The 26568-nt window shown below is 41.3% G+C and carries 32 protein-coding genes; all 32 read right to left on the reverse strand.

Annotation, left to right across the window (positions count from 1 at the left end):
- Positions 1-9: 9 nt before the first annotated feature.
- The gene (tsf, locus tag ACFOZY_RS01925; protein ID WP_378151679.1) at positions 10-894 is read right to left on the reverse strand and encodes a translation elongation factor Ts; all 885 of its coding nucleotides are present in this window, start codon (positions 892-894) and stop codon (positions 10-12) included.
- A gap of 134 nt (positions 895-1028) precedes the next feature.
- Positions 1029-1757: a 30S ribosomal protein S2 gene (rpsB, locus tag ACFOZY_RS01930; protein ID WP_378151681.1), complete on the reverse strand. Its 729-nt coding sequence runs from the start codon at positions 1755-1757 to the stop codon at positions 1029-1031.
- Between the two features lie 146 nt (positions 1758-1903).
- Complete coding sequence (locus ACFOZY_RS01935; protein WP_378151683.1) at positions 1904-2371, reverse strand: hypothetical protein; 468 nt, start codon at positions 2369-2371, stop codon at positions 1904-1906.
- Between the two features lie 5 nt (positions 2372-2376).
- Positions 2377-2670: a hypothetical protein gene (locus ACFOZY_RS01940; RefSeq protein ID WP_378151685.1), complete on the reverse strand. Its 294-nt coding sequence runs from the start codon at positions 2668-2670 to the stop codon at positions 2377-2379.
- A 15-nt stretch (positions 2671-2685) separates the two neighbouring features.
- Entirely contained in the window at positions 2686-3453 is a 768-nt protein-coding gene (locus tag ACFOZY_RS01945) for a FliA/WhiG family RNA polymerase sigma factor (protein ID WP_378151687.1), read from the reverse strand.
- Positions 3454-3515: 62 nt separating this feature from the next.
- Complete coding sequence (locus ACFOZY_RS01950) at positions 3516-4007, reverse strand: chemotaxis protein CheD (protein WP_378151689.1); 492 nt, start codon at positions 4005-4007, stop codon at positions 3516-3518.
- Positions 4008-4009: 2 nt separating this feature from the next.
- Positions 4010-4651, reverse strand: coding sequence for a chemotaxis protein CheC (locus tag ACFOZY_RS01955; protein ID WP_378151691.1), 642 nt, complete (start codon positions 4649-4651; stop codon positions 4010-4012).
- Positions 4632-5096 (reverse strand): chemotaxis protein CheW, encoded by a 465-nt coding sequence (locus ACFOZY_RS01960; protein ID WP_378151693.1) that lies wholly within the window; start codon positions 5094-5096, stop codon positions 4632-4634. The genes ACFOZY_RS01955 and ACFOZY_RS01960 overlap by 20 nt, the downstream gene beginning before the upstream one ends.
- A 19-nt stretch (positions 5097-5115) precedes the next feature.
- Positions 5116-7164 carry a chemotaxis protein CheW gene (locus ACFOZY_RS01965; RefSeq protein WP_378151695.1) on the reverse strand — a complete coding sequence of 683 codons (2049 nt, stop codon included), beginning with the start codon at positions 7162-7164 and terminating at the stop codon, positions 5116-5118.
- A 13-nt stretch (positions 7165-7177) separates the two neighbouring features.
- Complete coding sequence (locus tag ACFOZY_RS01970) at positions 7178-8260, reverse strand: protein-glutamate methylesterase/protein-glutamine glutaminase (protein ID WP_378151697.1); 1083 nt, start codon at positions 8258-8260, stop codon at positions 7178-7180.
- Position 8261: 1 nt separating this feature from the next.
- Complete coding sequence (locus ACFOZY_RS01975; protein ID WP_378151699.1) at positions 8262-9125, reverse strand: MinD/ParA family protein; 864 nt, start codon at positions 9123-9125, stop codon at positions 8262-8264.
- Positions 9118-10239 (reverse strand): flagellar biosynthesis protein FlhF, encoded by a 1122-nt coding sequence (gene flhF, locus ACFOZY_RS01980; RefSeq protein ID WP_378151701.1) that lies wholly within the window; start codon positions 10237-10239, stop codon positions 9118-9120. Before flhF ends, ACFOZY_RS01975 begins: the two co-directional genes overlap by 8 nt.
- Positions 10240-10241: 2 nt before the next feature.
- Complete coding sequence (flhA, locus tag ACFOZY_RS01985; RefSeq protein WP_378151703.1) at positions 10242-12275, reverse strand: flagellar biosynthesis protein FlhA; 2034 nt, start codon at positions 12273-12275, stop codon at positions 10242-10244.
- Between the two features lie 20 nt (positions 12276-12295).
- Positions 12296-13375, reverse strand: coding sequence for a flagellar biosynthesis protein FlhB (gene flhB / locus ACFOZY_RS01990; protein ID WP_378151705.1), 1080 nt, complete (start codon positions 13373-13375; stop codon positions 12296-12298).
- Positions 13376-13380: 5 nt separating this feature from the next.
- Positions 13381-14163 (reverse strand): flagellar biosynthetic protein FliR, encoded by a 783-nt coding sequence (fliR, locus tag ACFOZY_RS01995; RefSeq protein WP_378151707.1) that lies wholly within the window; start codon positions 14161-14163, stop codon positions 13381-13383.
- A gap of 4 nt (positions 14164-14167) precedes the next feature.
- The gene (gene fliQ / locus ACFOZY_RS02000) at positions 14168-14437 is read right to left on the reverse strand and encodes a flagellar biosynthesis protein FliQ (protein WP_378151709.1); all 270 of its coding nucleotides are present in this window, start codon (positions 14435-14437) and stop codon (positions 14168-14170) included.
- A gap of 12 nt (positions 14438-14449) precedes the next feature.
- Positions 14450-15115 (reverse strand): flagellar type III secretion system pore protein FliP, encoded by a 666-nt coding sequence (gene fliP, locus ACFOZY_RS02005; protein WP_378151711.1) that lies wholly within the window; start codon positions 15113-15115, stop codon positions 14450-14452.
- The gene (locus tag ACFOZY_RS02010) at positions 15115-15792 is read right to left on the reverse strand and encodes a flagellar biosynthetic protein FliO (protein ID WP_378151713.1); all 678 of its coding nucleotides are present in this window, start codon (positions 15790-15792) and stop codon (positions 15115-15117) included. The genes fliP and ACFOZY_RS02010 overlap by 1 nt, the downstream gene beginning before the upstream one ends.
- 6 nt (positions 15793-15798) lie before the next feature.
- Entirely contained in the window at positions 15799-16161 is a 363-nt protein-coding gene (locus ACFOZY_RS02015; protein WP_378151716.1) for a response regulator, read from the reverse strand.
- Between the two features lie 21 nt (positions 16162-16182).
- Entirely contained in the window at positions 16183-17364 is a 1182-nt protein-coding gene (fliY, locus tag ACFOZY_RS02020; RefSeq protein WP_378151719.1) for a flagellar motor switch phosphatase FliY, read from the reverse strand.
- A complete protein-coding gene (gene fliM, locus ACFOZY_RS02025; RefSeq protein ID WP_378151721.1) occupies positions 17357-18352 on the reverse strand; it encodes a flagellar motor switch protein FliM in 996 nt (331 codons plus the stop codon). The genes fliY and fliM overlap by 8 nt, the downstream gene beginning before the upstream one ends.
- Positions 18353-18379: 27 nt before the next feature.
- Complete coding sequence (gene fliL / locus ACFOZY_RS02030; RefSeq protein ID WP_378151723.1) at positions 18380-18808, reverse strand: flagellar basal body-associated protein FliL; 429 nt, start codon at positions 18806-18808, stop codon at positions 18380-18382.
- The gene (locus ACFOZY_RS02035) at positions 18798-19019 is read right to left on the reverse strand and encodes a flagellar FlbD family protein (RefSeq protein ID WP_378151725.1); all 222 of its coding nucleotides are present in this window, start codon (positions 19017-19019) and stop codon (positions 18798-18800) included. Before ACFOZY_RS02035 ends, fliL begins: the two co-directional genes overlap by 11 nt.
- A 66-nt stretch (positions 19020-19085) precedes the next feature.
- Entirely contained in the window at positions 19086-20063 is a 978-nt protein-coding gene (gene flgG, locus ACFOZY_RS02040; RefSeq protein WP_378151727.1) for a flagellar basal body rod protein FlgG, read from the reverse strand.
- Between the two features lie 94 nt (positions 20064-20157).
- Positions 20158-20526, reverse strand: a complete 369-nt coding sequence (locus tag ACFOZY_RS02045) for a TIGR02530 family flagellar biosynthesis protein (protein WP_378151729.1) — start codon at positions 20524-20526, stop codon at positions 20158-20160.
- Between the two features lie 15 nt (positions 20527-20541).
- The gene (flgD, locus tag ACFOZY_RS02050; protein WP_378151731.1) at positions 20542-21177 is read right to left on the reverse strand and encodes a flagellar hook assembly protein FlgD; all 636 of its coding nucleotides are present in this window, start codon (positions 21175-21177) and stop codon (positions 20542-20544) included.
- 12 nt (positions 21178-21189) lie between these two features.
- Complete coding sequence (locus ACFOZY_RS02055; RefSeq protein ID WP_378151733.1) at positions 21190-22362, reverse strand: flagellar hook-length control protein FliK; 1173 nt, start codon at positions 22360-22362, stop codon at positions 21190-21192.
- Positions 22363-22391: 29 nt separating this feature from the next.
- A complete protein-coding gene (locus ACFOZY_RS02060) occupies positions 22392-23084 on the reverse strand; it encodes a MotE family protein (protein ID WP_378151735.1) in 693 nt (230 codons plus the stop codon).
- Positions 23005-23454 carry a flagellar export protein FliJ gene (gene fliJ / locus ACFOZY_RS02065; protein WP_378151737.1) on the reverse strand — a complete coding sequence of 150 codons (450 nt, stop codon included), beginning with the start codon at positions 23452-23454 and terminating at the stop codon, positions 23005-23007. The genes ACFOZY_RS02060 and fliJ overlap by 80 nt, the downstream gene beginning before the upstream one ends.
- On the reverse strand, positions 23451-24785 hold the full coding sequence (gene fliI / locus ACFOZY_RS02070) for a flagellar protein export ATPase FliI (RefSeq protein ID WP_378151739.1): 1335 nt from the start codon (positions 24783-24785) through the stop codon (positions 23451-23453). Before fliI ends, fliJ begins: the two co-directional genes overlap by 4 nt.
- On the reverse strand, positions 24782-25543 hold the full coding sequence (gene fliH, locus ACFOZY_RS02075) for a flagellar assembly protein FliH (RefSeq protein ID WP_378151741.1): 762 nt from the start codon (positions 25541-25543) through the stop codon (positions 24782-24784). The genes fliI and fliH overlap by 4 nt, the downstream gene beginning before the upstream one ends.
- Positions 25536-26555, reverse strand: coding sequence for a flagellar motor switch protein FliG (fliG, locus tag ACFOZY_RS02080; RefSeq protein ID WP_378151743.1), 1020 nt, complete (start codon positions 26553-26555; stop codon positions 25536-25538). The genes fliH and fliG overlap by 8 nt, the downstream gene beginning before the upstream one ends.
- Positions 26556-26568: the final 13 nt, after the last annotated feature.

Here is a 26568-nt window from a genome sequence, read left to right on the forward strand (position 1 = left end):
TATTTTGAATCAGTTGCCTTTTACTTGGCTCATAACTTCTTCAGCGAAGTTATCCTGACGTTTTTCAATTCCTTCTCCTACAGCGTAACGGACGAATTGTGCTACAGTTCCACCAGTGGATTTAACGTAGTCACGAACTTTTTGGTCAGAGTTCTTAACAAATGTTTGATCCAATAGGCAGATATCTTCGAAATATTTACCAAGGCGTCCTTCAACCATTTTCGCAACAATGTTTTCTGGTTTGCCTTCGTTTAATGCTTGTTCAGTCAACACTTTACGTTCGTGTTCAACTTCTTCTTCAGAAACTTCATCTCTTGAGATGTATTTAGGGTTCATAGCTGCAATATGCATTGCTACATCTTTCGCAGCAGCCTCGTCAGATGAACCAGTCAAAAGAACAAGTACACCGATACGGCCACCCATGTGTAAATAAGGACCGAATGCATCGCTGTCCGTTTTAGTCATAATTTCGAAACGACGAAGTGTAATCTTTTCACCAATTTTAGAAATCGCATTCGAAATATGGTCTGCTACTTTTGAACCGTTTGGCATGTTTGTTTCAAGAGCTTCCTCAACAGTTGCTGGTTTTGTAGCCAATAAGTGTTCAGCAAGTTCATTAACAAGTGTTTGGAACGCTTCGTTTTTAGCTACGAAGTCCGTTTCTGCATTTACTTCAAGAATGATTGCTTCATTTCCTTCAGTTAAAACGAAAGTTGTACCTTCAGCAGCAATACGGTCAGCTTTTTTTGCTGCGCTTGCTAACCCTTTTTCACGAAGGAAATCGACTGCAGCTTCCATATCTCCATCAGTTTGAGTAAGTGCCTTTTTGCAGTCCATCATACCTGCGCCAGTTTTTTCACGAAGTTCTTTTACCATTTGGGCTGTAATTGCCATTCGAAATTCCTCCTAAATAGTAGTTTTACCTACAACTTTTATTATCTCGGGCACATGATGTATCCGATGCTTCATTTCTCAAAAAAAGGTGATAAGGGTTATAAGCCGCTTATCACCTATCTCTTGTACGTGAATTACTCAGCAGCTGCTTCAGCTGGAGCTTCTTCTTCTACTTGTTCTTCGCCTAATTTTGATTCAAGCAAAGCGTCAGCCATTTTAGCTGTAAGAAGTTTTACCGCACGAATTGCATCGTCATTTGAAGGAATGACGTAGTCGATTTCATCAGGATCACAGTTAGTGTCAACCATTCCGACGATCGGAATGTTCAATTTGCGAGCTTCAGCAACAGCGATGCGTTCTTTACGAGGGTCAACAACGAACATTACATCCGGAAGGGATTTCATGTCGCGGATCCCGCCCAAGAATTTCACAAGGCGTTCATGCTCTTTTTTCAATTGGACAACTTCTTTTTTAGGAAGTACGGAGAAAGTTCCGTCTTCTTCCATGCGCTCGATTTCTTTTAAACGAGCTACACGTTTTTGGATTGTACCGAAGTTTGTCAACGTACCACCCAACCAACGTTGGTTGATGTAGTACATACCAGCGCGTTCTGCTTCTTCTTTGATCGCTTCTTGCGCTTGTTTTTTTGTACCTACGAATAGAACTTTACCGCCGTCTTCTCCGACTTGGCGCATAAATTCGTAAGCTTCTTCTAATTTTTTCACCGTCTTTTGAAGATCGATGATGTAGATTCCGTTACGCTCCATGAAAATGAATTTTTTCATTTTCGGATTCCAACGGCGTGTCTGGTGACCGAAGTGTACACCAGCTTCAAGCAATTGCTTCATAGAAATTACTGACATGATTCTTTTCCTCCAATTTGGTTTTTTTCCTCCGCAGCCATCCTTTGAATCAGCTACCTTTAGAAGGCACCATCTGTATTCATCCGGACTGCGTGTGTGATAACACCATTTGATAATATACCATACAGGCAACCGAGACGCAACTGTTAACTTCTGAACTTAAGCAATAGCTCTACTTCAGTTTTCCCCATATTTAGTTGTTTGGCAACCTCGTCAACAGTATATCCGCTTTTGCTCAACTCTAAAGCCTGTTCTTCTTTAGATTGCTCTTTAGGATTGGCAGCCAACTGCCTATAGGTGTTTACTGCTTTGGACTTAGGGACAATCCGATTTGATATCACTTTTGAAGGAGATTCCACTTCTTTCTGCACTTTAGGAGCTTCCGTTAATTGACTCTCTGATGATTTCAATGTAGAAAGCTCAGAAAGAAGACGGTCGTTTTCGTCTTTAATTTCTACTAAATACGCGCCTACCGCATCTTCCATCTCCCTCATCATCATATCCTGCTGTTTCTTCAGTTCGTTGAACTTACCTAATTTCGTATAGAGCATCGCAATTAGAAATAAGGAGACCAATTGAAGAATGAAAAGAAATATGATCATGATTGTTGTCATCTGTTTTACCCCATAAAATCTACGTGATTTCCCTTGAAGGGATGTAGGTTCTGTTCTTCGGTTTCTTTGTTGTTGTTCTTTCTTCTTTCCTCGCCCTTTTCCTTGGAGCCGTCCCTGTCCGTCTTTTCAGAAGCTAAAGAAGTTGTTACGGTGGAACGGTGCTTTAAAAGTTGACGTTCCATTTCAGACTTTGCAGCTTCCTGTTGCAACAGAGACTGTTGTTGGAGTGATTCTGATAGTTTCCCTGCTTCGAATGTTTTAGGAATTGCGATTTGCAATTCTATCGCTTTTAAACTCATGTTTTGCCCCTACTTTCAAGAAAGATGGTTCATTTCAACTGAAAGAAGCTTTCTTAGCTTAAATAAGGCCTTTGAATGGATCTGTGAAATTCTTGATGTCGAAAGCCCCATAATTTCACCTATTTCCGTCAAGGTCAATTCTTCCGTGTAGAAAAGGCTTAACACAAGTTGTTCTTTTTCATTTAACGCTTTGATCTGCCCGGTTAGTTCGGCTAATAGTTCCTGCCATACCATAGTCTGTTCAGGAGTTTTTGTCTCTTCATCCCGGATGGAAAATGTTTTTTTATCGTCATCCTGATCAAGCAATTGCTCATCGATTGATAGGACATTGGAGAAAAAATGCTCTTGAACTGTATGATAAATTTCATCTACCGGTAAACCGGCATACTCTGCAATTTCCTCAGGAGAAGGATGCCGCATAAGTCGTTGCTCTAATTTCTCGACTTGAGTTTCAAGCTTCTTTGCCTTTTCACGTGCCGAACGGGGAAGCCAGTCTTCCTTGCGAAGACCATCGATAATGGAACCCCTTATTCGGAATGAGGCATATGTATCAAATTTAAGATCCCGTTTTGGATCAAATTTATTTAATGCATCAAACAACCCAACCATTCCAAGACTGACCAATTCATCTCGAGGAACATTTTTAGGCAGTCCTGCATAAATGCGTTGAACATGGTAACTTACCAAGGGGGTATACTTTTTGACAAGCAGATCACCGGCATCCGGGTCACGATCTGAAACCCATTTATCCCAATATACTGTTTCATCCGTTTTATCTGGCATCGATAACACCTCTTCCTTGGTAGTGTTACGTTATATAGTAGTATACCAGACACATAGAATGTTTATATTTCTGTTGTGCCTGCATTAACTGTTCGAATCTTTAGTTTGCATGATTCAGGATCGAACTCTATTGTTCGTCCATTATTACCACCTGTATCTTCGGAAATGAGAGGGATTGATAGCCGTTCCAACTCTTTTTTGACCGATTCCACATTTCTTGGACCAATTCGCATCGTATCACCTGGCCCTAACTGGAACATTTGAGCGCCTCCAGCTATCTTTGCCTTCAATCGCCAAGGGGAAATCCCTTCTTGTTTTAGCATTTCCAAAAGCGCAAATACACCGGTATCTGCATATTTAGCGGGATTCACGATTTGTTGTCTTCCTGCAGAAGAATCAGGTAAGAGAATGTGAAGAAGTCCTGCTGTTTTTTTCGTTTCATCGTAAAGAACAACTCCAACACATGAACCAAGTCCTGTTGTTCTGATTGTATCGGGTACTTTGACGATATTCATGTCAGCAATGCCGACCTTTACGACATTTTTTTCTTCCATGTTTACAATACTCCCAATGTCTGGAATATGGTCCGATAGGAAGGAGGATCTGGCAAAAGGAAAAAATGTCCTTTTACCCCTTCTGTACCCTCTGCAGAGTCGAATATTCCAGTTTCAATCACTATTACATCGTCACTGACTGTAGATATTTCCATAAGACCAAAACTAATAATAGAACCTGCCATATCCACACTCAGTGACGGTACACTCGGCATAATCTTGAGTCCTGTGAAATCCGAGAGTGCGGATAAATAGGAGCCTGAAAGGATATTACCCAACTCCTGCATTGCAGAAATACCAAGTTCTGAAAATGGAGGTTCCTGAAAGTCAAAAGTTGCATCGTTCGTCAAATGTCGAATGAACCGATTCGCCTGTTCGACCGGTAAGATGAAGAACATACTGCCGGTTACTTCGCCCTCGATCCTTAAGAATACTCCAGCTACAACCTTCTCCGCTCCGCCAGCAAGTTCCATCATTTCGTCAAATGAAACAAGTTTTACATCCGGTACATGCATATCAATTTTCTTCCTCATTAAGGAGGAAAGAGAGGTTGCAGCATGAGCAGCCCCTATATTTCCAATTTCTCTTAACACATCAAGATGCAGATCTCTAATTTGCTGTTCTTCATGCATACTGGTCGACATCCGATTTGGCAGAATTCAATACTTTCTTCAAATCGAGAAGAACAATCAATCGATTATCGACTTTTGCAACACCAGATATATACTCGGCTTCAACTGTGCCGAACACTTCAGGCTGAGGTTCAATCGCTTGGATATCCAGATCCAATACGTCTTTCGCCGCATCAACAATTAAACCAACCGTGTATTCTTCTAAAGTTGTAATGATGATTCGCGTATGTTCATCTTCCTGACCCTTCACCATTTCGAAACGTTCACGAAGGCTTAAGATCGGTGTGATGATCCCCCGAAGATTTATTACCCCTTTTACATAGGAAGGAGTATTCGGAACCCTTGTAAGAGGCATAACTTTTTCAATGGATTGGACTTCATTTACCGGAACGGCATATTCTTTATCCATCAGACGGAACACGATGACTTTAAGCGATGCTGCTGTATGTTGAACCATTGATAACCCTCCTATCGTATTATTTTATAAGTGCATTACAGTCAACGATCAATGCTACTTGCCCAGTACCTAATATCGTAGCACCCGAGATGGCAAAAATATCAGTTAAGTAATTGCCCAAGGATTTAAGGACGACCTCTTGTTGTCCGATGAATGAATCAACAACAAGTCCAGCAAGCTTGTCCCCTTTACGTACAATAATGACGGAATGGAATTCCTCTTCAATTTGGCCTTCCGTATCAAAAATGTCTTTCAAAAAGATCAACGGGACCACTTTTCCGCGGAAATCGATGACTTTTTGGTTATGGGCGTTCATGATATCAGAAGACCGGATGATCGATGTCTCGATAATCGAAGATAATGGAACAGCATAAATTTCATCGGCCAACTCTACAAGCATTACTGAAATAATCGATAGAGTCAGAGGCAGCTGAATGGAGAATAAAGAACCTTTGCCTTGAGTCGAATCGATTGAAATCGATCCACCGAGTGATTCGATTGTCGTCTTTACCACATCGAGACCGACACCACGGCCGGAAATATCGGAAATTTTTTCGGCAGTGGAAAATCCTGAAGCCATGATCAGTTCATTTACTTGTCGATCAGTAAGTAATTTCCCGGATTCCTCTGTGACGATTCCTTTCGAAATTGCTTTACTTAATACTTTCTCACGGTTTATACCCGCACCGTCATCTTCTAATTCAATAAACACATGATTGCCACTATGGAAGGCACGAAGATTCACAGTTCCTTCAGCTGATTTACCAGCAGCAATACGTTCTTCCGGACTTTCAATTCCATGATCAAGCGCGTTTCGGATCAAATGGACAAGCGGATCGCCTATTTCATCAATGACCGTTCGATCCAATTCAGTTTCGGCTCCGATAATCTGAAGATTAATCTGCTTATTTAAATCGCGGGCGAGCTGGCGGACCATTTTCGGAAAACGATTGAATACAGTATCAACCGGAATCATCCGCATATTGAGAATAATAGATTGAAGGTCTCCCGTGTTACGAGTGATTCGTTCAACCGTTTCATTCAAATCAGCATGTTTCAAATCAGCAGCAATCGATTGTAGACGGCCCCGATCGATAATCAGCTCCTCAAACAAGTTCAAAAGAATATCTAAGCGTTCAATATTGACCCGTATTGTTTTACTACGGGCATGGGATGATGCTGAGCCGCTCTCTTTTTTCGGTTCTGAAGCCTGGTTTCCGACATTCGCCTCAATTACAGCGGTTTCTGAAACAGATGCCGTCAATTCTTGTTCTTCCTTTAAATTGTTCACAGTGGATACTGTAACAGGAGTGATCAATACTTCATCTACTTCTGATACTTTTAAAAGTTTCTTTTGTAAGTCTTCAGTCGTTTCCTTTGTCACAAAGCATACATGGAATTCATAGTCGAATTGCTCCGCTTCAAGCTGGTCGACAGTCGGTAACGATTTGATCACTTCTCCCATTTGCTCCAATAGTTCAAAAACCATAAAGACACGCGCTGCTTTAAGCAATGTATCCTCGCGGAGTTGAACGGAAATTTCATATGTATTGAATTGTTGTTCGATCGATTGTGAGATGATTGTCAGTTCATACTCATCATATTGAAGTCGATTTTCAGAAACCGTACTTATTTCTTGAACAAATGCAGGAGTTTCTGTGGTTGCTGCTGTTTCATTTAAAAGGGGCTCCCCTTTTTCAATCCGGTCAAGCTGTCCTACTACGATTGAAACGTCCAGTTTCCCTTCCCCGCCATCTGCAATATCCATTACCATTTCTTCTAATTGATCGGCGGCTTTAAAAACGACATCCAAGATTTCCGGTGTTACGCTGATCTTCGAATTCCGAATGGCATCCAAGACGTTTTCCATGTTATGAGTTAAATTGGCGATATCTTCAAACCCCATCGTAGCAGACATTCCTTTTAACGTATGGGCAGAACGGAACACTTCGTTGACTATTGCCAAATCGTCCGGATTCTTTTCAAGTTCAAGCAAATGATCATTAACGGATTGTAAATGTTCCTTACTTTCTTCGATGAACATTTCCATATACTGGCTTAATTCCACTGTTCGTCACCTCTTAGGGCAGATATTTCATGATCGTTTTTGCGATATTCTCCAAATCCACTACGTCATCAACTAAATTAGACTCTACAGCGGATTTCGGCATGCCGTAAACGATACATGTTTGTTGTGATTCAGCTATGGCTACTACATTATTTCGGCTTTTCATTTGTCGGAGACCCTTTGTTCCATCAGCACCCATCCCGGTCATAATAACTGCAATCAGATCTTTGCCAATAAAGGATACAGATTCAAAGAGTACATCTACTGCTGGACGATGACCTCCTCGTGGCGGTTCATCACCATCTAAATATAAACTGAGAGCAGAACCAACTACCTTAATCTTCATGTGAAATCCACCTGGTGCAATGTAGGCTGTTCCTCTTTTGACTAATTCTCCATGTTCGGCTTCCTTCACATGGATCGAACAAATTTGATTTAACCGCTCAGCTAATGACTTTGTAAAACCAGGTGGCATGTGCTGAACAATCAGGATAGGCGCATCGATGTCAGCCGAAATTCCGGACAAAACTGTCTGCAAAGCTCTTGGACCTCCAGTAGATGTCCCGATAACAACCAATTTCTTGCGCCCATGAAGAAAAGGGTTTGGTCGGCTCGGCAATGCGGGTTTAGGTTTTTGCAATCCCGATTCACGAACTGCTTTTTCCACTTTTTTCAACTTTGATACTTTTGCTTCAGACCCCGCAACAACCTTTTCAATTAAATCATCACGAACCCTGTGCAAATCAAGGGATATTGTCCCACTCGGTTTTGCTACAAAATCGAACGCTCCATATTCCATAGCTTTCAGAGTCGCGTCAGCTCCAGCCTTCGTCATACTTGAGAGCATCACCACAGGGATTGGATGTTCTTCCATAATAGCTTTTAAAGCTTGGAGACCATCCATTTCAGGCATTTCAATATCAAGCGTTATTACGTCTGGTTGTAAATGACTGATTTTAGTCAATGCATCTTTTCCATTCCGTGCAATCCCAACAACTTGTATTGTCGGATGCCCTTCAAAAAAATCAGCAATTAGCTTTCGCATAAAGGCGGAATCATCGACGATCAGTAATTTCTTTTTTTGGAAAGCCTCCACCTTACCCACGTCCTTTGAAAAATATAGTTTTCATTTTCTGCAGGAACTTGCTACCTTTAGGCTGAGTTTCCTCTTGACTATTCGTAAACTTCCGAACGATTTCTTTTAGAGCAAACGTGATATCAGATTGCGGGTAAAGTATGCTAAAAGGTTGCTGGGCTTTTACTGATTTAGAAACGGCGGGATCTTCCGGCAAAGAACCGAGCGAGAAAACTTTTTTTCCTAAGAACTTTTCCATAGCAAAGCTGATCCGGGATACTGTTTCGTCTCCTTCAGCTTTACTGCTTGCTCGATTACAGATTAAATAGAAATCTTTATCCGGATCCTTCATAAAAATGAATTTCATCATGGAATAAGCATCAGTGATCGATGTCGGTTCTGTTGTACTTATCACGATAATTTCATCAACGGCAGTCAACAAATCAAGCGATTCTCTTGTCGCTCCTGCTCCCATGTCGAATAAGATGATGTCGTATTCCTTTTGAAAGTACTCAAAAGCTTCCATCAATTTAGCAAATGAACGTTCTGACCAATCCATTAAATGATTTAAACCGGAACCCCCGGAGATAAAATGAAGACCATTCGGTCCTTCATGTATCAAATCTGACACTCCACAACGGCCTTCAAGGTAATCCTGTAAATTTGAGTGAATTGTCTTACCGAGTAGAATATGTATGTTTCCCATCCCGATATCCATATCAATAAGAATGGTTTTTTTTCCTTTAGCAGCTAATACAGAGGAAAAGTTCATTGAAAAATTACTTTTCCCAACACCGCCTTTACCACTGACAACTGCAATCGACTTTCCAAGTTCACCGTGTTCCTTCAACATTCTTAATCTCAAATTTTCAGCTTGATCACGCATGAGAAAACTCCTTAAACAATCGGTCAATCAGTTGATCAAACGAACCTTCTATAATATCTTCCGGGACTTCTTGCCCATCTGTATAGTACGCAAGTCCCTTATTATATTTAATCATTAAATTGAGCATAGAACCAATTGAATTTGTTTCATCCAGTTTAGTAAATATGAATTTTTCAATTGGAACGGTTGAAAACTGTTGGATTATAGATTCCATATCTTTCTCTTTACCTGTCATCGATAAAACAAGATAGGATTCCATTTCTCGGTTAAAGTCAATCAATTCTTTCAAGTCCTGAACATATTCTTCTTCCCGATAATTCCTGCCTGCAGTATCTATGAATATTAAATCCACATGTGAAAGCTTTTCCATCGCTTTTGCAAAATCCTCAGCGGAATAGGCAACTTCTACAGGTGCTTGAAGTAAGTTGGCATAAGTCTTTAGCTGTTCAATTGCCGCAATACGATATGTATCTGTTGTAACGAATCCAACCTTTTTCTTCTGTTCAAGCATTGCCCTTGCAGCCATTTTCGCAATGGTCGTAGTCTTTCCAACGCCTGTCGGACCCACTACATTAATGTATTTCTTCTCAAAGTTAGTTCCGCCAAAAGGCAATTCTTTCATATTTTGCAGGAGCACCTTTTTGGAGATTTCCAATTGATCTTCCGGGTGTAGCTCAATGTTTTTAGCTGAAGTTACCCGAAGCAGTTCATCCCCAATTAGCTTGACTAGCCAATCTGAAAGTTCCGCATCAGTCAAATACTCCAAAATAGGTTTTATGGAATCAGGATAAATATCAACAGTAACAGGACGTTGTATATTTTGGACCATTCTTTTTAACTCTAAAAGCTCTTTCTTCATCTCTATCGATTCTTCAGATCCTGAAGAGTGAAGTGGTTGGACTTTTTGTGTTGCAGGTAAATCCACAGATTCAGTTGAAGGAGCATCGTATACCTTATCGTAGCCCGCGACAACTTCAAATGACTTTTGTTTAAACAGGCCAAAAAAACCTTTTGAATAGACGACTTCTGAACTGAGTATGACAGCGTCATCCCCAAAATCTCCACGCACTTTTTTCATCGCTTCGACCATGGAAGGTGCCTTATATCGTTTCATTTTCATGCGACATTCACCACTCCTACACTTTGCACTTCAATCATCGATTCTAGTTCGTTGTATGAAAGAATCGGAATCTGAGGGAAGTAACGTTCCGTAATTTGGCGTAAATACATTCTAATTGCCGGAGAGCAAAGAACAACTGGTGTTTGATCCATCAAGGAAACCCGTTCAACTTCCTGAGCAATAGATTCTAAAATGTGCTGGGAGTCATTTGGATCGATAGATAAAAAGTTCCCCTGCTCCGTTTGCTGAATATGATCAGCAATCAGCTTTTCTACTCTTCCAGAAACGGTCAAGACTTTTAATGTCTTACCGTCCCCGGCATACTGATTTGTAATTTGACGAGCGAGCGCCTGCCTTACATATTCCGTTAATAGATCTACATCAGAAGTATACTTCGAATAATCAGCAAGCGTTTCAAAGATAATGGGCAAGTTTCGGATGGACACATGTTCCCGGAGCAACTTTGCCAGGACCTTTTGAATCTCTCCAATGGATAAAGGTGTAGGAGTCAATTCCTCTACTAAAATCGGGTAAGACTCCCGCATATGGTCGATCAATTGTTTCGTTTCCTGTCTTCCCAACAATTCGTGCGCATTAGCACGGATAATTTCGGTCATATGAGTAGAAACAACACTTGGCGGATCTACGACGGTGTAACCCAGCATTTCAGCTTCTTCCTTTACAGATTCAGTAATCCATTTGGCAGGTAAGCCAAAAGACGGTTCAATCGTATCTATTCCTTCGATCATATCTTGATCATCCGGGCTCATCGCTAAATAGTGGTCTAACAGGAGTTCTCCTCTTGCCATTTCACTTCCTTTAACCTTGATACGGTATTCGTTTGGTTGTAGCTGAATATTATCACGGATCCGAACAACCGGAATTACCATGCCGAGTTCCAAGGCAAGTTGCCTGCGGATCATGACTACCCGGTCGAGGAGATCTCCCCCCTGTGAAGTATCAACAAGCGGAATCAGGCCATAGCCAAATTCAAACTCGATCGGATCGACATTCAAAAGATTAATGACATTTTCCGGACTTTTCAATCCATCGGTCGTCTCTTCCTCTTCATGCATTTCTATTTCTTCAGGATCTGTCACTTTAGCTCTACCCATGAAAAATCCTCCGGTTGCCAAAGCTAAAGCGATCGGGATAGTAAGTAGATCCGTAATAGGAGTGGCCACTCCAAGCAATAGAATGGTAGCTGCAGCAACATAGAGGAGCTTAGGTTGGGCAAACAATTGACGGGTGATGTCTGACCCCAAATTCCCTTCGGATGCAGCACGCGTTACTACAATACCCGTAGCAGTGGAAATAAGTAACGCCGGTATTTGGGATACAATCCCGTCCCCGACTGTTAATTGTGAGAAAAGAGCAGCGGCTTCACTAAAAGGTAAGCCCAATTGGACAACACCGATGATCATACCGACAACCAGGTTGATCAGTACGATGATAATTCCAGCAATAGCATCCCCTTTAACGAACTTGGTTGCACCATCCATCGCTCCGTAGAAATCCGCTTCTCTGCTTACATTTTCACGTCTTCTTCTTGCTTCTGTTTCCGATATCATACCGGCATTTAAATCAGCGTCGATACTCATCTGTTTACCAGGCATTGCGTCGAGGGTGAAACGAGCAGCCACTTCTGCAACCCGTTCGGAACCCTTTGTAATGACAATGAATTGGATGATGACAAGAATGGTAAACACAACTAGTCCGACGATTACATTTCCACCGACAACGAATGTTCCGAAGGTTTCAACTACCCCACCAGCATGTCCTTCACTTAAAATCGCCCGTGTGGTGGAGACGTTTAATCCTAATCTAAATAAGGTAAGAAGGAGTAATAACGTCGGAAAGATTGAAAATTGAAGTGCTTCTTGCATATTCATGGAAGTCAAAAGGACTAACAATGCAAGTGTAATATTAATAATTATTAGGAAACTTAGCAGCCAAGGAGGCAGCGGGATTATGAGCATCGCCACGATCATAATGACAGCTCCAAGCACCCCTATATCTCGAAATTGCATGTTTCCCTCTCCTGTCCAACTTAAATTTTTCGTTTAATACGGTAAACATAGGCAAGAATTTCCGCGACTGCCCGGAAAAATTCTTCCGGCACGGAATCGCCGATTTCCACTTGATCATACATAGACCTCGCAAGCGGCCGGTTTTCCACCATTACTACATCGTTTTCTTTGGCGATTAACTTTATCTTTTGGGCAACGAAATCTGCCCCTTTCGCTACGACAACTGGCGCATCATTCTTTGACTCATCGTATTTCAAAGCGATGGCAAAGTGGGTCGGGTTCGTAATAACTACATCAGCGTTCGGAACTTCTTGCATCATACGCCTCATCGCCATTTCTCTTTGTGTTTGTTTAATACGGGATTTGATCAAAGGATCACCTTCCGTATTTTTATGTTCATCCTTTATATCCTGTTTGGACATACGGAGATTTTTTTCATAGTCGAATCGCTGATAGAAATAATCCAAAACCGCAATGAACAATAGTACAAATGCAGCGGCAATCCCCATAATCGCAGTTAATCTCGCTACTGTATGGAGAGATTCCCATGGACTTTTAAAAGATAGCGAAAGTACAGATTCAATATTCATCCATAGAATGAGAAACGTTACGGTACCTATAAGAGTAATTTTTAAAATAGATTTTATGAGTTCAATAATTGCCCGTAACGAGAAGATCCGTTTCAATCCCTTTATGGGATCAATCTTTTTTAAATCAAACTTTAATGGTTCTGCGGTAAACAGCAATCCGAATTGCAGAAAGTTACCAGCTACTCCGCCAATTACCGCGATGGCCATGACCGGTAAAATGATGATCGCCATCTCAAACAAAATATCTGTGAATAACACCATGACCGTTTCAATCGATAACGTTTCCATCAATGTATATTTCGAAATAGATTCATGAAAAAAGTTTAAAAAGTTATCAAACATTGACCGGCCTGCAAATAAAAGAAATAAGAAAACAGATAATAAGACAATAGCACTTGTAATATCCTGACTTTTAACAACTTGGCCTTTTTTCCTTGCATCTTGACGTTTTTTCGGAGTGGCTTTCTCTGTTTTTTCCCCCGCAAAATATTGCAAATCTAATCGGAGCATCGTTTTTAGCCACCCCCTAAAATCATCATAAGATCCCGCATACTGACTATCATAAATTCAAAAAGGTTCTTCATAACAGCAATCATGACACCCATCATGATAAACAATACAATGAAACTGACTCCGATTTTGATCGGAAAACCGACTACAAAGATGTTTAACTGTGGTACCGTCCGAGCAATAATTCCGAGAGCAAGGTCCACAAGGAATAAACAAGCGACGACTGGTATGGACATTTGGAAAGCAATGGCAAAGACTGCTCCGAATGTCTTCATAATTTGACCGACGAAAGCTTCACTTCCAAAGTTCAACCCTGAATCCATTGGTATAAATTGATAACTGTAAAAAATTCCGTCAAGCAACAAATGATGACCGTTTAAAGATAATAACAGGAGAAAGGACATCACATTGAAGAACTGACCGAGCAAGGGCGATTGCGCACCCGTCTGCGGATCAATTACGTTCGCAATGGCAAATCCCATTTGAAAGTCAATGAAACCTCCGGCCATTTGAATAGCCGACATAATGATTGCGGCAAAGAGCCCGATTCCAAGTCCGACCATTGCTTCCTTGAGAATTAACAGAATGTATTCCCCGTTCACCTCTAAAGCCCCGATATCCAGCGTAAAATACATAATGTAGGAAAGGAATGCGGCTATTCCGATCCTTTGGACTGTGGGGATCGTACGGTATGAAAAAAATGGCATTGCAATAAAAAATGCACTGACTCTTACTAAGATTAGTAGAAATGCAGTGATGTTCGGCAGGCCTTCCAACAATTCAATCATCTAATCACCCGATATAGCGGGACAGATTATCAAATATGTCTTTTGCATATGTTGTAATCTGTGCCAGCATCCATGGACCGAAGAATACGATTCCAACTAAAACCGCAATGATTTTCGGAACAAACGCCAATGTCTGTTCTTGAATTTGAGTTGTTGCTTGAAAAATACTGACGAGCAAACCTGTTATTAAGGCGATCAGCAGCAAAGGACCCGATATGATCAGCACCATCCAGACAGCACGTTCGGCTATCGATATGACCAATTCTCCGGACAAATTTATCAACCCCTAAAAGCTTTGAAGCAATGATTTGAAAACTAAGTGCCAGCCATCTACCAAAACAAATAACAAGATTTTAAACGGCAATGAAATCATGACGGGTGGAAGCATCATCATCCCCATGGACATTAGAACACTTGCTACGATCATATCGATGACAAGGAATGGGATGAAAATCATGAAGCCCATCTGGAATGCGGTTTTAATTTCACTTAAAGCAAAAGCAGGGACAAGGTGAGACATCGGGACTTCTTCTAAAGATGCAGGTCTTTCGGCACCAGAATACGATAGGAATAATTCCAAGTCCTTCTGTCTCGTATGTTCGCTCATAAATTCCTTAAATGGGATTACGGCACGATCATACGCTTCATCCAACGTGATTTCCTCATCGAATAACGGCGTAAGCGCTTGTTCGTTAACTTGCTGCAGCGTAGGCGCCATGACAAAGAAAGTCAGGAACATAGCTAAGCCGATAATGACTTGGTTAGGTGGCATCTGTTGTGTTGCCAAAGCCGTTCTTGTGAAGGAAAGGACGATGACAATCCGGGCAAAGGATGTCATTAATAATAGAATTCCTGGTGCAATCGATAATACCGTCAGAAGTAGAAGTAATTTGATGGAAGTTGAAACTGATGAAGGATCAGTGTCAGAAAATAGCTGAACGAAATCTTCCATTAGTCCTGGTCCCCCTTCTTCCAATCCTCAATGCCTTTTTTCCTGCTATCTTTCAGTTCTTTCAATCGTTGCTGAAACACATCCTGAAACTTGGATTCGGAATCAGTCGATTTTAATTGTCCTGATTTTCCTTTTAGGGATTCCCAAACTTCTGCGATAAAAGGAAGAGGAGCTGTTGATTCACGTTCCTCGAAATTTTTCTGGAATTTTTCAATCTCTGCAGGATCAGTAATTTCCTTTAATAAGGTTATATCCTCCCCTACGCCTACTAAGTAGAAGCTGCTTCCAATTTCAAGGACCTGGACTGATTTATGCTGCCCTAAGTTAATTCCTCCGTGGTTTTGGATCAAACGGTTTTTTTGGTATTGCAAGTTCCGCTTGTTCACAAATCGTAGTAAGCCGTACAACAAACCAACGACAAACAATAACGCAAACAACATTTTTAAATAGTCCCACAAAGAAAGACTGACAGTCCCGGAGTCAGATTGCTCATCTTCTGCTGGGCTGTCAGGTCGGTCATTGCCGGAATCAGTCCGGTCACTTCCATCTGAATTTGGATCTGGCTGTTTATACCAATCAGACACCGGTGCGTTGGGGGATGCTGACACCAACTGTACGGGTTGAAGCACAAGGAGCAATAGCATAACCGATACTAATGTAATTAGCCTATTTACCATTCTTGCTTATCCTAATGCTTTTTGGATCGCTTCTACGACGCGGTCAGCCTGGAAAGGCTTCACGATAAAATCCTTAGCTCCAGCTTGGATAGCATCAATGACCATCGCCTGTTGGCCCATAGCTGAACACATAATAATAACAGCACTCGGATCCTTTTCTTTGATTGATTTTAAAGCGGCAATGCCATCCATTTCCGGCATCGTTATGTCCATCGTGACAAGATCAGGTTTCAGTTCATTGTACTTTTCAACAGCTTGAGCGCCGTCTGCAGCTTCCCCTACAACCTCGAAGCCGTTCTTCGTTAAGATATCTTTAATCATCATGCGCATGAATGCTGCATCGTCCACAATTAGGATGCGTTTTGACATGGTTGTTCCCCCTTAAACTAATTAGCGTAAATTATTTAGACGATCTGCCTGACTAACGATATCCGTTATGCGGACACCGAAGTTTTCATCTATGACAACGACTTCGCCCTTTGCGATGAGCCGGCTATTGACAAGTATATCAACAGGCTCACCGGCAAGCTTATCCAGTTCGATAATCGAACCGCCGGTCAGCTCAAGAATTTCTTTTACGGACCGTTTTGTTCTGCCAAGTTCAACTGTGACTTGAAGCGGAATATCGTACAGCATATTTAAATTCCTGCTTTCAACCGTGTTAGCCCCAGGAGCTTCAAAGCTCGCAAACTGTGCTGATTGCACTTCCACTTGCTGTGTCTGTTTACGTGGCATTTGTTGTTGAGGTTGTTGAACGTATTGCGGTTGAGCAGGCTGTTGCTCAGAATGAGTACCACCAAATGAATTCAATTGTTCAGTTACTCTCGAATTCACAACTGGCGGTTCTTCGAATGCAGTAGCTGCCGCTTCTTCCTCCTGATCATTCATCAAAGAAGCAACAATGTTCTTGGCGAATTGCAAAGGTTGAAGCTGCATAATATCAGAATCTATCAAGCTACCTACTCTCAAATTAAAAGAGACCTTCACTAAAAGATCCTCTTCAGGAATGGTTTCTTTCCCTTCGTCTTCTTTTACATTTAACAGATTGATCGACGGAGGAGATATATCAACCTTCTTATTAAATACTGTCGACATGGACGTTGCAGCTGAGCCCATCATTTGATTCATGGCTTCTTGAACCGCACTCAATTGGATTTCATTTAATTCGTCGCTTGGTGACGTACCGTCTCCTCCAAGCATCAAGTCTGCAATAATCGCAGCATCACTTTGCTTAATGACTAATAAGTTCATACCCTCTAAACCTGATGTATATTTAACCTGAATCGCTACATACGGTTGTGGGAACTCATCCTCCAAGTTTGCACGATTAATCATCGCGATCGAAGGAGTTGTAATATCTACTTTTTGTCCGAGTAAAGACGATAGGGCTGTTGCAGAACTTCCGAATGAAATATTACCGATTTCACCTAATGCATCTTGTTCGAATGACTCTAAATAATCATCTACATTCATCGCATTCTGATTAGACGTCGATACGGTTTCCATATCACCTATAGATTCACCGCGCAGCAACGCTTCAATCTCCTCCTGAGAAAGCATACCATCATTCATCGTCTTCTCCTCCTTTCAGTTGCTCTAAAACTTGTACCGCCATTTTGTTTCTGAGTTTCCCAGGCTGTACTGTAAACTTCGGGATATTCCCGATTTTTAAGATTAATGGCGCTTCGATGCTCTTATTCAACTGAATGACATCTCCAACATCAAGGAAAAGAAAGTCTTCAATCGTAATTTCGCTTTCGCCAAGTTCGGCAATAATCGGAAGCTCCGAATATTTCAACTGTTTCTGAATCGTATCCATCTGCTCTGGCGTTGTTTCCTTCTTATTGGATTGCATCCAATAACGGACAGATAAATTCGGCACAATCGGTTCTAACACAACATGGGGAATACAAATATTGATCATCCCACTTGTCTCACCGATGACTGTATTAAATGAAATGACTACGACCGTTTCATTAGGTGAAATCATTTGCAAGAATTGTGGATTCACTTCAAGTTCCGTCAAAATCGGATCAATGTCTGCAATTGTTGCCCATGCTTCTCTCAAGTTATCAAAAGAACGTTCGAATAAATTTGTCATAATCTTTGTTTCAATTTCTGTTAATGAATTGACTTTGTTCGGACTTTCTCCTGCTCCACCCATGATACGATCCAGCATGGAATAAGCGATATTCGGATTAATCTCCATTAAAATATTCCCATCCAATGGCGGAACTTCAAAAACATTGATTAATGTCATATTCGGTATAGAACGGATAAATTCCTCAAATGGGATTTGGTCCACAGAAGCCACGGAAATTTGCACGTAGGTACGCAATTGTGATGAAAAGAAGGTTGTCAACAATCTGGCAAAATTCTCGTGCACTCGGGTCAGACTGCGGATCTGATCTTTAGAGAAACGTAATGCCCGCTTAAAATCGTACGATTTTACTTTTCTTGTGTCTTCTTCTTTTTTCATTTCCTCCGCTGTCATTTCACCTGTCGATATTGCAGATAACAGCGCATCTATTTCAGATTGCGATAAAACATCCCCAGCCATTTGACCACCTCCATTTCAAAAAAGGTCTTATTGAATGATATAGGAGGTAATGTACACTTTTTGCACTTCACCTGAATCCATCAATTCATCTACTTGCGCTTTAATCGCATTTTCAAAGGATTGTTTTCCTTCTTTACCCTCAAGTTCAGCAGCAGTCATCTCAGAAAGTTCTTGAATGACGATGTTTTTCACTTGGAAATCTCGTTTTGTCAGCTCTTCAGCTGCATCTTTTCCATCAGTCTGGATTTTCAGTGAAAGGCGGATGACATTCTTGCCTTCAAGATTCGTCGTGATTTCAGGTACATCGACGGACGCCTCAATGATCTCATCAATAGTCGGTCCTTGTTCGGCCTTTGCGCCATTATTAAACTGAAAGACAAAGATAAGTGCTACAACACCAACTAAAGTGATAGACGTCAAAATAATGAGCATGATCGTCAGCATTTTATTCTTCATGATTTTCACCTCTCAAATAGGGATTGGATAATAACTGTACATCCCGGAAGAATCGGGCCGCCAATTCCCTAACCATTTCTTCAGACTCTCTCACAATCATCTTTGTGCCGGTAGTCAACGTAATGGTCGTATCAGGAAATGATTCGACCGTTTCAATATAGAGTGCATTTAGAGTAAATTTTTTGCCGTTTAATCTTGTAAGTTCAATCATTTTTATAAAGGGCCGGTTTCAAAGTAGCCGGCCCGGCCCTCCCTATATCGTTAATAGTTTAATAGATTAACGTTTAAGATTCACTAGTTCTTGTAAAATTTCGTCAGAAGTTGTAATAATACGCGTGTTTGCTTGGAATCCACGTTGCGCAACGATCATATCGGTAAATTCTTCTGAAAGGTCAACGTTCGACATTTCGAGGAAACCAGAGTTTACTGATCCGATTCCTTCAGCAGTTGCAACTTGATTTATTGGGTTGCCAGAGTTAGCAGATGATTGGAAGTAATTCGAGCCAGCTTTTGCTAAACCACCAGGATTAGGGAATTTAGCTAAGATAAGTTGACCAGCCCATCTTAATGAACCTTCAGCATCTACGAAAGTGACTGTTCCATCCTGACCAATACTCATGCTTTGTGCATTTGTTGGAATTCTTATAGGTGTAAATTCGACAGTACCAGCAGTGGCAGTGACCGGAAGAGAATCATCTGTGAAATCTGTTGGTGTACCGGTAGTTTCTAAACTCCCAGTTACTCCAGCATTTGTAACTTCAGATGCAAGTGGATAAGATGTTGAAACATTAGTTGCTTCTCCATCCCATCCAGAAGCAGCAGCCCCTACTACAAATTTCCCGTCAGAATTCACTAAGTAACCGTTATTATCCATATAGAAGTTTCCTGCTCTGGTATACAAGGGATTCGTAAAATCCCCAGTTCCAGCTGTAGCATCAATATTTGCTCCATCAGCTACAATGAAAAATCCATCGCCTGAAATGGCCAAATCTAACGTATTCCCCGTGTATTGCGTAGATCCACCAGAATGGATAGTATCAATTGCAGCAATTTGAGATCCAAGTCCAACTTGCTTAGGGTTTACTCCTCCGCGAGTTCCTGTAGCTGCAGATGCTCCCGCAACAGTTTGGGAAATAAGATCTTTAAAAACAGTTCTCCCTTTTTTAAACCCATAAGTGTTTACATTGGAAATGTTATTCCCGATGACATCTAATTTTGTTTGAAAGTTTTTAAGACCACTGATACCTGAATACATTGAACGTAACATATTAATTTTCTTCCTTCCGTTGTTTGGATTGCACTGCGTCTATCAGTCGGCAGTGCTTTGGCATCCTTTTCAGGTCCTGCCATTATGCAAGTACGATTGTACCGTCAATATTCGTAAAGATTTGATCATTCGCTTCTGCGCGTCCCATCGCTGTGATGACCGTGCCATTTTTCGCACTGACGATCAGTGCTGCCTGTTCCATCAAAACTAACGATTCCTTAATCCCTTTTGACTTAGCTTCCAAGACCTTGTCCGATACTCTTTTCCATTCTGCATCGGAAATACTGATATTCCGTTCAGCTAAACGTTCAGTCGCATGCTTGCTCACTTTTAACTTTGTAGTTTGTACTTCCTGTAAATGCTGAGCAAAAGACTGTTTAGGTGATTGGACTTGTTGGGATTGACGGATGATCGGCTGCATCGGAAGACGATGTAAATTGATCTTCTCCATCTTTCCACTCCCTTTTTACTGGCTGATCATCAAAAATTGATCGGCCGTTAGGCGTTTTCCATCAGTTAATACGTATTCAATTTTCCCAGCTTTATTGGCAACAGATTGTACAGTACCAGACATTTCTGTTTCATCATCCATGTAGGTTACTTTTTTTCCAATGAGTAAGCTCGCTTCCACGAGGGAATTTGCACTTCCGCTTCCTGCCAATACCTCTGATACATTCCCCGGTGTCAATTCCTTGCCATCTTCTAAGATGAATTTGACAGTCCCATCGATGAACTTAGCTGATACAATTTTGCCCGTACCTTCATTGACAACTGGTTTGCCGTCTTCACCTAATTTATCAGTCAACTCATGCCAATTAATCGTTTTTCCAACAAAAGAGTTATATTGAATCAATTGCATTTGCTGCTGACCTTCTGCAAATTTTTCAAACGCTTTCCCCATATTTGTCATTTGTTCTAATGAAGAAAACTGAGCCATTTGCGCGATGAATTCAGTATCTTTCATCGGATTGGTGGGGTCCTGATTTTGAAGCTGTGTAATTAATAGCTTCATGAAATCATCTTTACCGAGTACACTATTGCCAGTTTGGCGTTCCTGCTTTTTATTGTTCGCCAAATACATGTTGCTTGTGATTGGTTTCATATCTGTCATCGATTACACCTCTGCTTCCATCAACAGATCAAGGAATGAATCCTGTGGTTTATCTTGTTCTGATTGTTCTTGTCGTTCTTGATCTTGCTGTTGTTTGAACTGTTGTCCAAAGGACTGGTTTTTATCATGTCTTGTAGGGTCCTGCAATGCCTGTGAAATCTCTAATCGCTCAACCGTTAAGTTTTGTTGGGCAAATGCATGACGTAATTGTTGAGATTGACTGTCCAGCAACTCTTTACCTAAAGCAGTAGAAGATAACAATCTTGCAGTTAAAACTCCGTCTTTTTGCACTAACTCAATTCGAACAGTACCTAAATTTTCAGGATAAATTTTAATAAGTAGCTTAGTTGCTCCTCCTGCTTGTCCAAACGCAGATCTGTTCATAATCGCTTGAAATTCTTTCACTAATGCTTCACCTTGAGAAGAACGGTTAGTAGGCAGCGCGACTGAATGAGTTTCCATTTTTGCAACGGATCTCTCAATATTCATTGTAGTGCCTTCAACAGTGTCAGTTTTAACTTCAACGACTCTCACCATTGGTCTGAATTCCGGAAGTGTCACAGTTTTTTCCGATTGAAGTATTGACGTTTCTAACTTTGTGACTACTTCTTTCAAACTAAAGGTAAGGGCTTCCTGTTTCATCGTCATATCGGTTTTAGGCAAAATAAATTCCATCGTTTTAATGAACTTGATGACATCGACTGCATTTTGAATAGGAAGTCCATCGCCTTTTAAGGAACGAATCAGCTCTCGCTGTATTTCTGGAGCCCTTTGCTCAACTGCTTGTACCAGTTCCCACAAATTTTCAGATAGGTCTGTTATTTTTTCAACAGTTCCATTTAGTAGCATTTGGAGCGTCCCGATCAACTCTTTCGGATCGATATTTAAAATCTCAGCAACATCTTGAAAGTGAATCTCTTCGCTTGAAAGGACTTTTTCGATATCCGATACATCTACATCCAGTAAATCGAATAAGCCTTTTAAGTCTTTAGATTGGATTAGTTGCTTCGCTTGTTCGAAGACCAGTTGTGTTCCAGATCCATTATTACTTTGGGTGGAAGAAGCTTGCGAAAGGATGGCACTCATCACCGAACCGAATCCTTCCATTTTAGCTGTTCCTTTCGGTGCAGTTTTGGCAGGCTGCTGAATCATTTGTGAAATAGTTGCGATATTCATGTTTTCACCTCCCTTCAATGGGGTATTAATTATCTGGTTGACATTAACTCGGAATACTTAGCGGCATCTTCCGGAGACATTTTCTCTAAAATATCCGCAAGCACATCCGGTTTCATGCTTGTTAGGATTCGAAGTGCTTCCGTTTCACTCATATTTGTAATAATGGGTGCTGCGGATTTAGCGGACATATTTTCAAATGTCTTCACTATCTCTTCGAATTTCAATCGTGAAGCCTCATTCTGCCTTTGCAAAACTGCAATTTCATCCATGAGGCGTTCCTGTTCTATTAACAGGCGCTCGTTTTCTGATGAGGTTTCTTCAAGCTTCGATTGAATGGAGACAATTTCAGCTTCTTTTTCTTCTATTTGAGCTTGCAAAGTTACAACGCGTTCTTCCAGTCTTAAATCTACTGGTGTTTCAGCTTCTTGCTTGTTTTCCGATACAAAAGGAAGTTTTTCAGTAAGTTGTGCCGCTTTCTCAAAAACATTAACATTCATGATTTGTGCGAAAATCAACAACACGGTAAAAGTGAAAAGAAGTGGAATGAGCACCCAGTAAAATAGAATTTGTGCCTTATTCGTCTTTTCGGGCTCTATGTCTGCCGCTACACTAGTATTCTTTTTGTTTGTTTTCGCCATTAAATCACCCGTTTTCTTTTGGTTGGAACCGGACAGACGCGATCTCGTCCAATCTGATTGCTTCCAACCGCTCCTGTTCTTCATGAAAGACCTTTTGATCTTTTTCTTTCATTTTTTCATATTTTTTCACTTCTATTGACTTCTCCAACAGACGTTCCTCATGCCAGTTCATCTTTGTTCTGGCAGCAGCTACTTTTTGTTGAAATAGATCAATGGACTTCTCAAGTCCAGTAATGAAGGAAGCATAACGGTGGATCTCCAGAATTGAGAACCCACTTTGCATCTGATTCTCCTGGTCAGCAATCGTTTCTTCTTTCTTTTTCAATAACTCATAAAGAGTAGTTGCGGCCTCTTCGAATATCTGGACCGATTCTTTATATGAAATCTCCATCTCGTTTTTCTCTTGTTCCCGAATGGTCAATATCTGATCAAACCGATATTTGTATGCAATCATCGCTGTTCACCATTTGCCAATGCGATTAATTCACGAACACTTTGTTCTGAGTCAATCTTTTGTTTAAAGCTTTGTTTCAAGTAGCCGGTTATTTGCGGTTCAAAGTGGATCGCTTCATCGATTTCTCTTGATGTGCCTCGTTTGTATGCTCCGATATTAATCAAATCCTCCGATTTACTATATGTGTAATACAGTTCACGCAACCGCTCCGCTGCAGCAACGTGTTCCGGATCAGCAATATGATTCATTAGACGGCTGACACTCTTCAATACGTTAATGGCAGGATACTGCCCTTTGTTCGCTAATGTCCGATCCAATACGATATGTCCATCCAAAATTCCCCTTACAGCATCCGCAATCGGCTCATTCATATCATCACCGTCTACTAATACCGTATAAAAAGCAGTAATTGACCCAGTTAAGTTGGTCCCGGTCCTTTCAAGAAGCTTCGGGAGAATAGAGAAAACGGAAGGTGTATACCCCCTTGTCGCAGGTGGTTCGCCCACTGCAAGCCCGACTTCACGTTGAGCCATAGCAACCCGTGTAACAGAATCCATCATCAACATGACATTCAATCCACGATCCCTGAAATATTCGGCAATTGCGGTAGCGGTAAATGCCCCTTTAATCCTCATAAGCGCCGGCTGATCAGAGGTGGCTGCTACAATAATTGAACGTTTCAATCCTTCTTCGCCCAAGTCATTTTCGATGAACTCCCTCACCTCACGACCACGCTCACCTATTAAGGCAATGACATTTAGATCAGCTGTCGTATTTCGTGCAATCATACCGAGAAGAGTACTTTTCCCAACGCCGGATCCGGCAAAAATACCCACCCTTTGCCCTTTACCGACAGTGAGCATACCATCAATCGCTTTTACACCGACTTCAATTTTTTCTCGAATCGTCGGCCGCGTTAACGGATTAGGTGGATCCTGTTCCGTTCTGACTGGCACAAGCCCTTTTGGCAAAGCTGCTTCATTGATCGGCATACCCATGGAATCCAATATAGAGCCGATCAGACTGGGTCCTACTTTCACCTCAAGTGGTTTGCCAGTACCTTCTACCAAACATCCGATTGATATTTCTCGAATATGTGTAAAAGGCATAAGAATCACGATTTCATCCTTAAAACCGACAACCTCTGCCTGAATGACAGATTTACCTTGAAGTGCAGAATTCACATGAATCAGGCAAACATCTCCTATAGAGCTCTCTGGTCCTTGAGATTCAATCATCAAACCAACCACTCTGGATACACGTCCGTACTTCTTAAAAGTAGGTATATTTTGTATGAAGTTGGTCAAATCCGCTGCTTTAGCCAAGTTCATTCCACACTTTCTATTAGTTCCACCAACCGGTTTCTCAATTCCGTCAATTGATCATCAATACTAACTACTACACGGCCATGGGTTGATTCGATATAACACTCCGTATCCATTAAATCTTCATTCACAAATAATAGAAATGGTACATCTGGAGGGAAAATAGCCGAAAGTTCATCCATTTGCTCGCTGATGACTTTGTGATAACGAGTGGAAACATAGAGCCTTACCTCTTTCATTTCCCGGACCTCTTTCAATCCTCTTCGAACGATGGAGAGGAATCGTTCGTCATCCTCTTCTAACGTCTCCCCAATAATTCTTCCTGCTGATTTGATCGCTAATTCCAGGATAAGTCGTTCTTGGCTCGCCAGGTAATCGCTCGCCTGTACTAATGAGTGAGCAACAACTTCGTTTGCTTGCGTGATGGATTCCTGCATATCAGCCAGCGCCTTCTGACGGCCTTCTTCATAACCCATTTGAAAACCTTCGTCGTACGCTTGTTGTTGAAGCATTGTTTTTTCGTCATTCCATGACTCTCGCTCTAACTCAATCTCTTTGTTTAATTGAAGCCGTTCATTTTTGATACTTTCCCGCATGGCGGCAATTTCAGCACGTGCATTCTTTAATAATCGATCTCGTTCTGATAACACCTGGTCAAGAGTCAGTTCAACATTTCCCTCTTCAGTGGAGGCAACGAATATATTGCGGATTCCAATCGTTTTTGTATCCCCTACATTTGCTGAAGGCCGAAAAACTTTAGACAATGACGTCATCTCCTCCACCACGGGCAATAATGATTTCTCCAGCGTCTTCCAATCGTCGGATGACCCCTACGATGCGAGTTTGAGCTTCTTCCACATCACGAAGCCGGACCGGCCCCATGAATTCCATTTCTTCTTTGAAAGTTTCTGCCATCCTTTGGGACATGTTTCTGAAAATAACATCTCTTACTTCTTCGCTCGAAACTTTCATAGAAAGAATTAAATCTTCATTTTCACAATCTCTGATTACGCGTTGAATCGAACGGTTATCCAATGTAACGATATCTTCAAATACAAACATCCGTTTTTTAATCTCTTCAGCTAACTCCGGATCTTGAATTTCCAATGCATCCAGAATAGTTTTTTCAGTCGAACGGTCAACCCCATTCAATACTTCTACCACCGCATCGATTCCACCGGTTTCCGTGAAGTCTTGTGTAACAGTAGAAGAAAGTTTCCGTTCCAATACAGATTCAATTTCACTAATGACTTCAGGTGATGTGGAATCCATAATAGCAATCCTTTTTGCAATATCTGCCTGAACTTCTTGTGGTAAGGAGGAAAGGATTGTTCCAGCTTGCGTCGGATCTAAATACGAAAGAATCAGTGCAATCGTCTGTGGATGCTCATTTTGAATGAAATTCAAGATTTGTGCAGGGTCTGCACGTCGGGCAAAATCGAATGGACGAACTTGCAACGACGAAGTCAGGCGATTAATAATAGCTTGCGCATGATCTGAACCGAGTGCTTTTTCCAAGACAGTTTTCGCATAACCGATTCCGCCTTGAGAAATATAATCCTGTGCTAAAGCGATATTGTGAAATTCCTCAATTATTTCTTCCTTCACTCCAGGGTCCACTTTCTTTACACCTGATATTTCAAGAGTCAATCGCTCAATCTCTTCTTCATTCAAATGCTTATAAACTGATGCTGAAACCTCTGGCCCTAATGAAATGAGCAGAAGGGCCGCTTTTTGTTTACCCGATAACTCTTTCTCTTTTACAATTCTGGACAAAGACGACCCTCCT

The sequence above is a fragment of the Chungangia koreensis genome (assembly GCF_042651785.1).
GTDB classification, from domain to species: Bacteria; Bacillota; Bacilli; order Bacillales_A; family Planococcaceae; genus Chungangia; species Chungangia koreensis.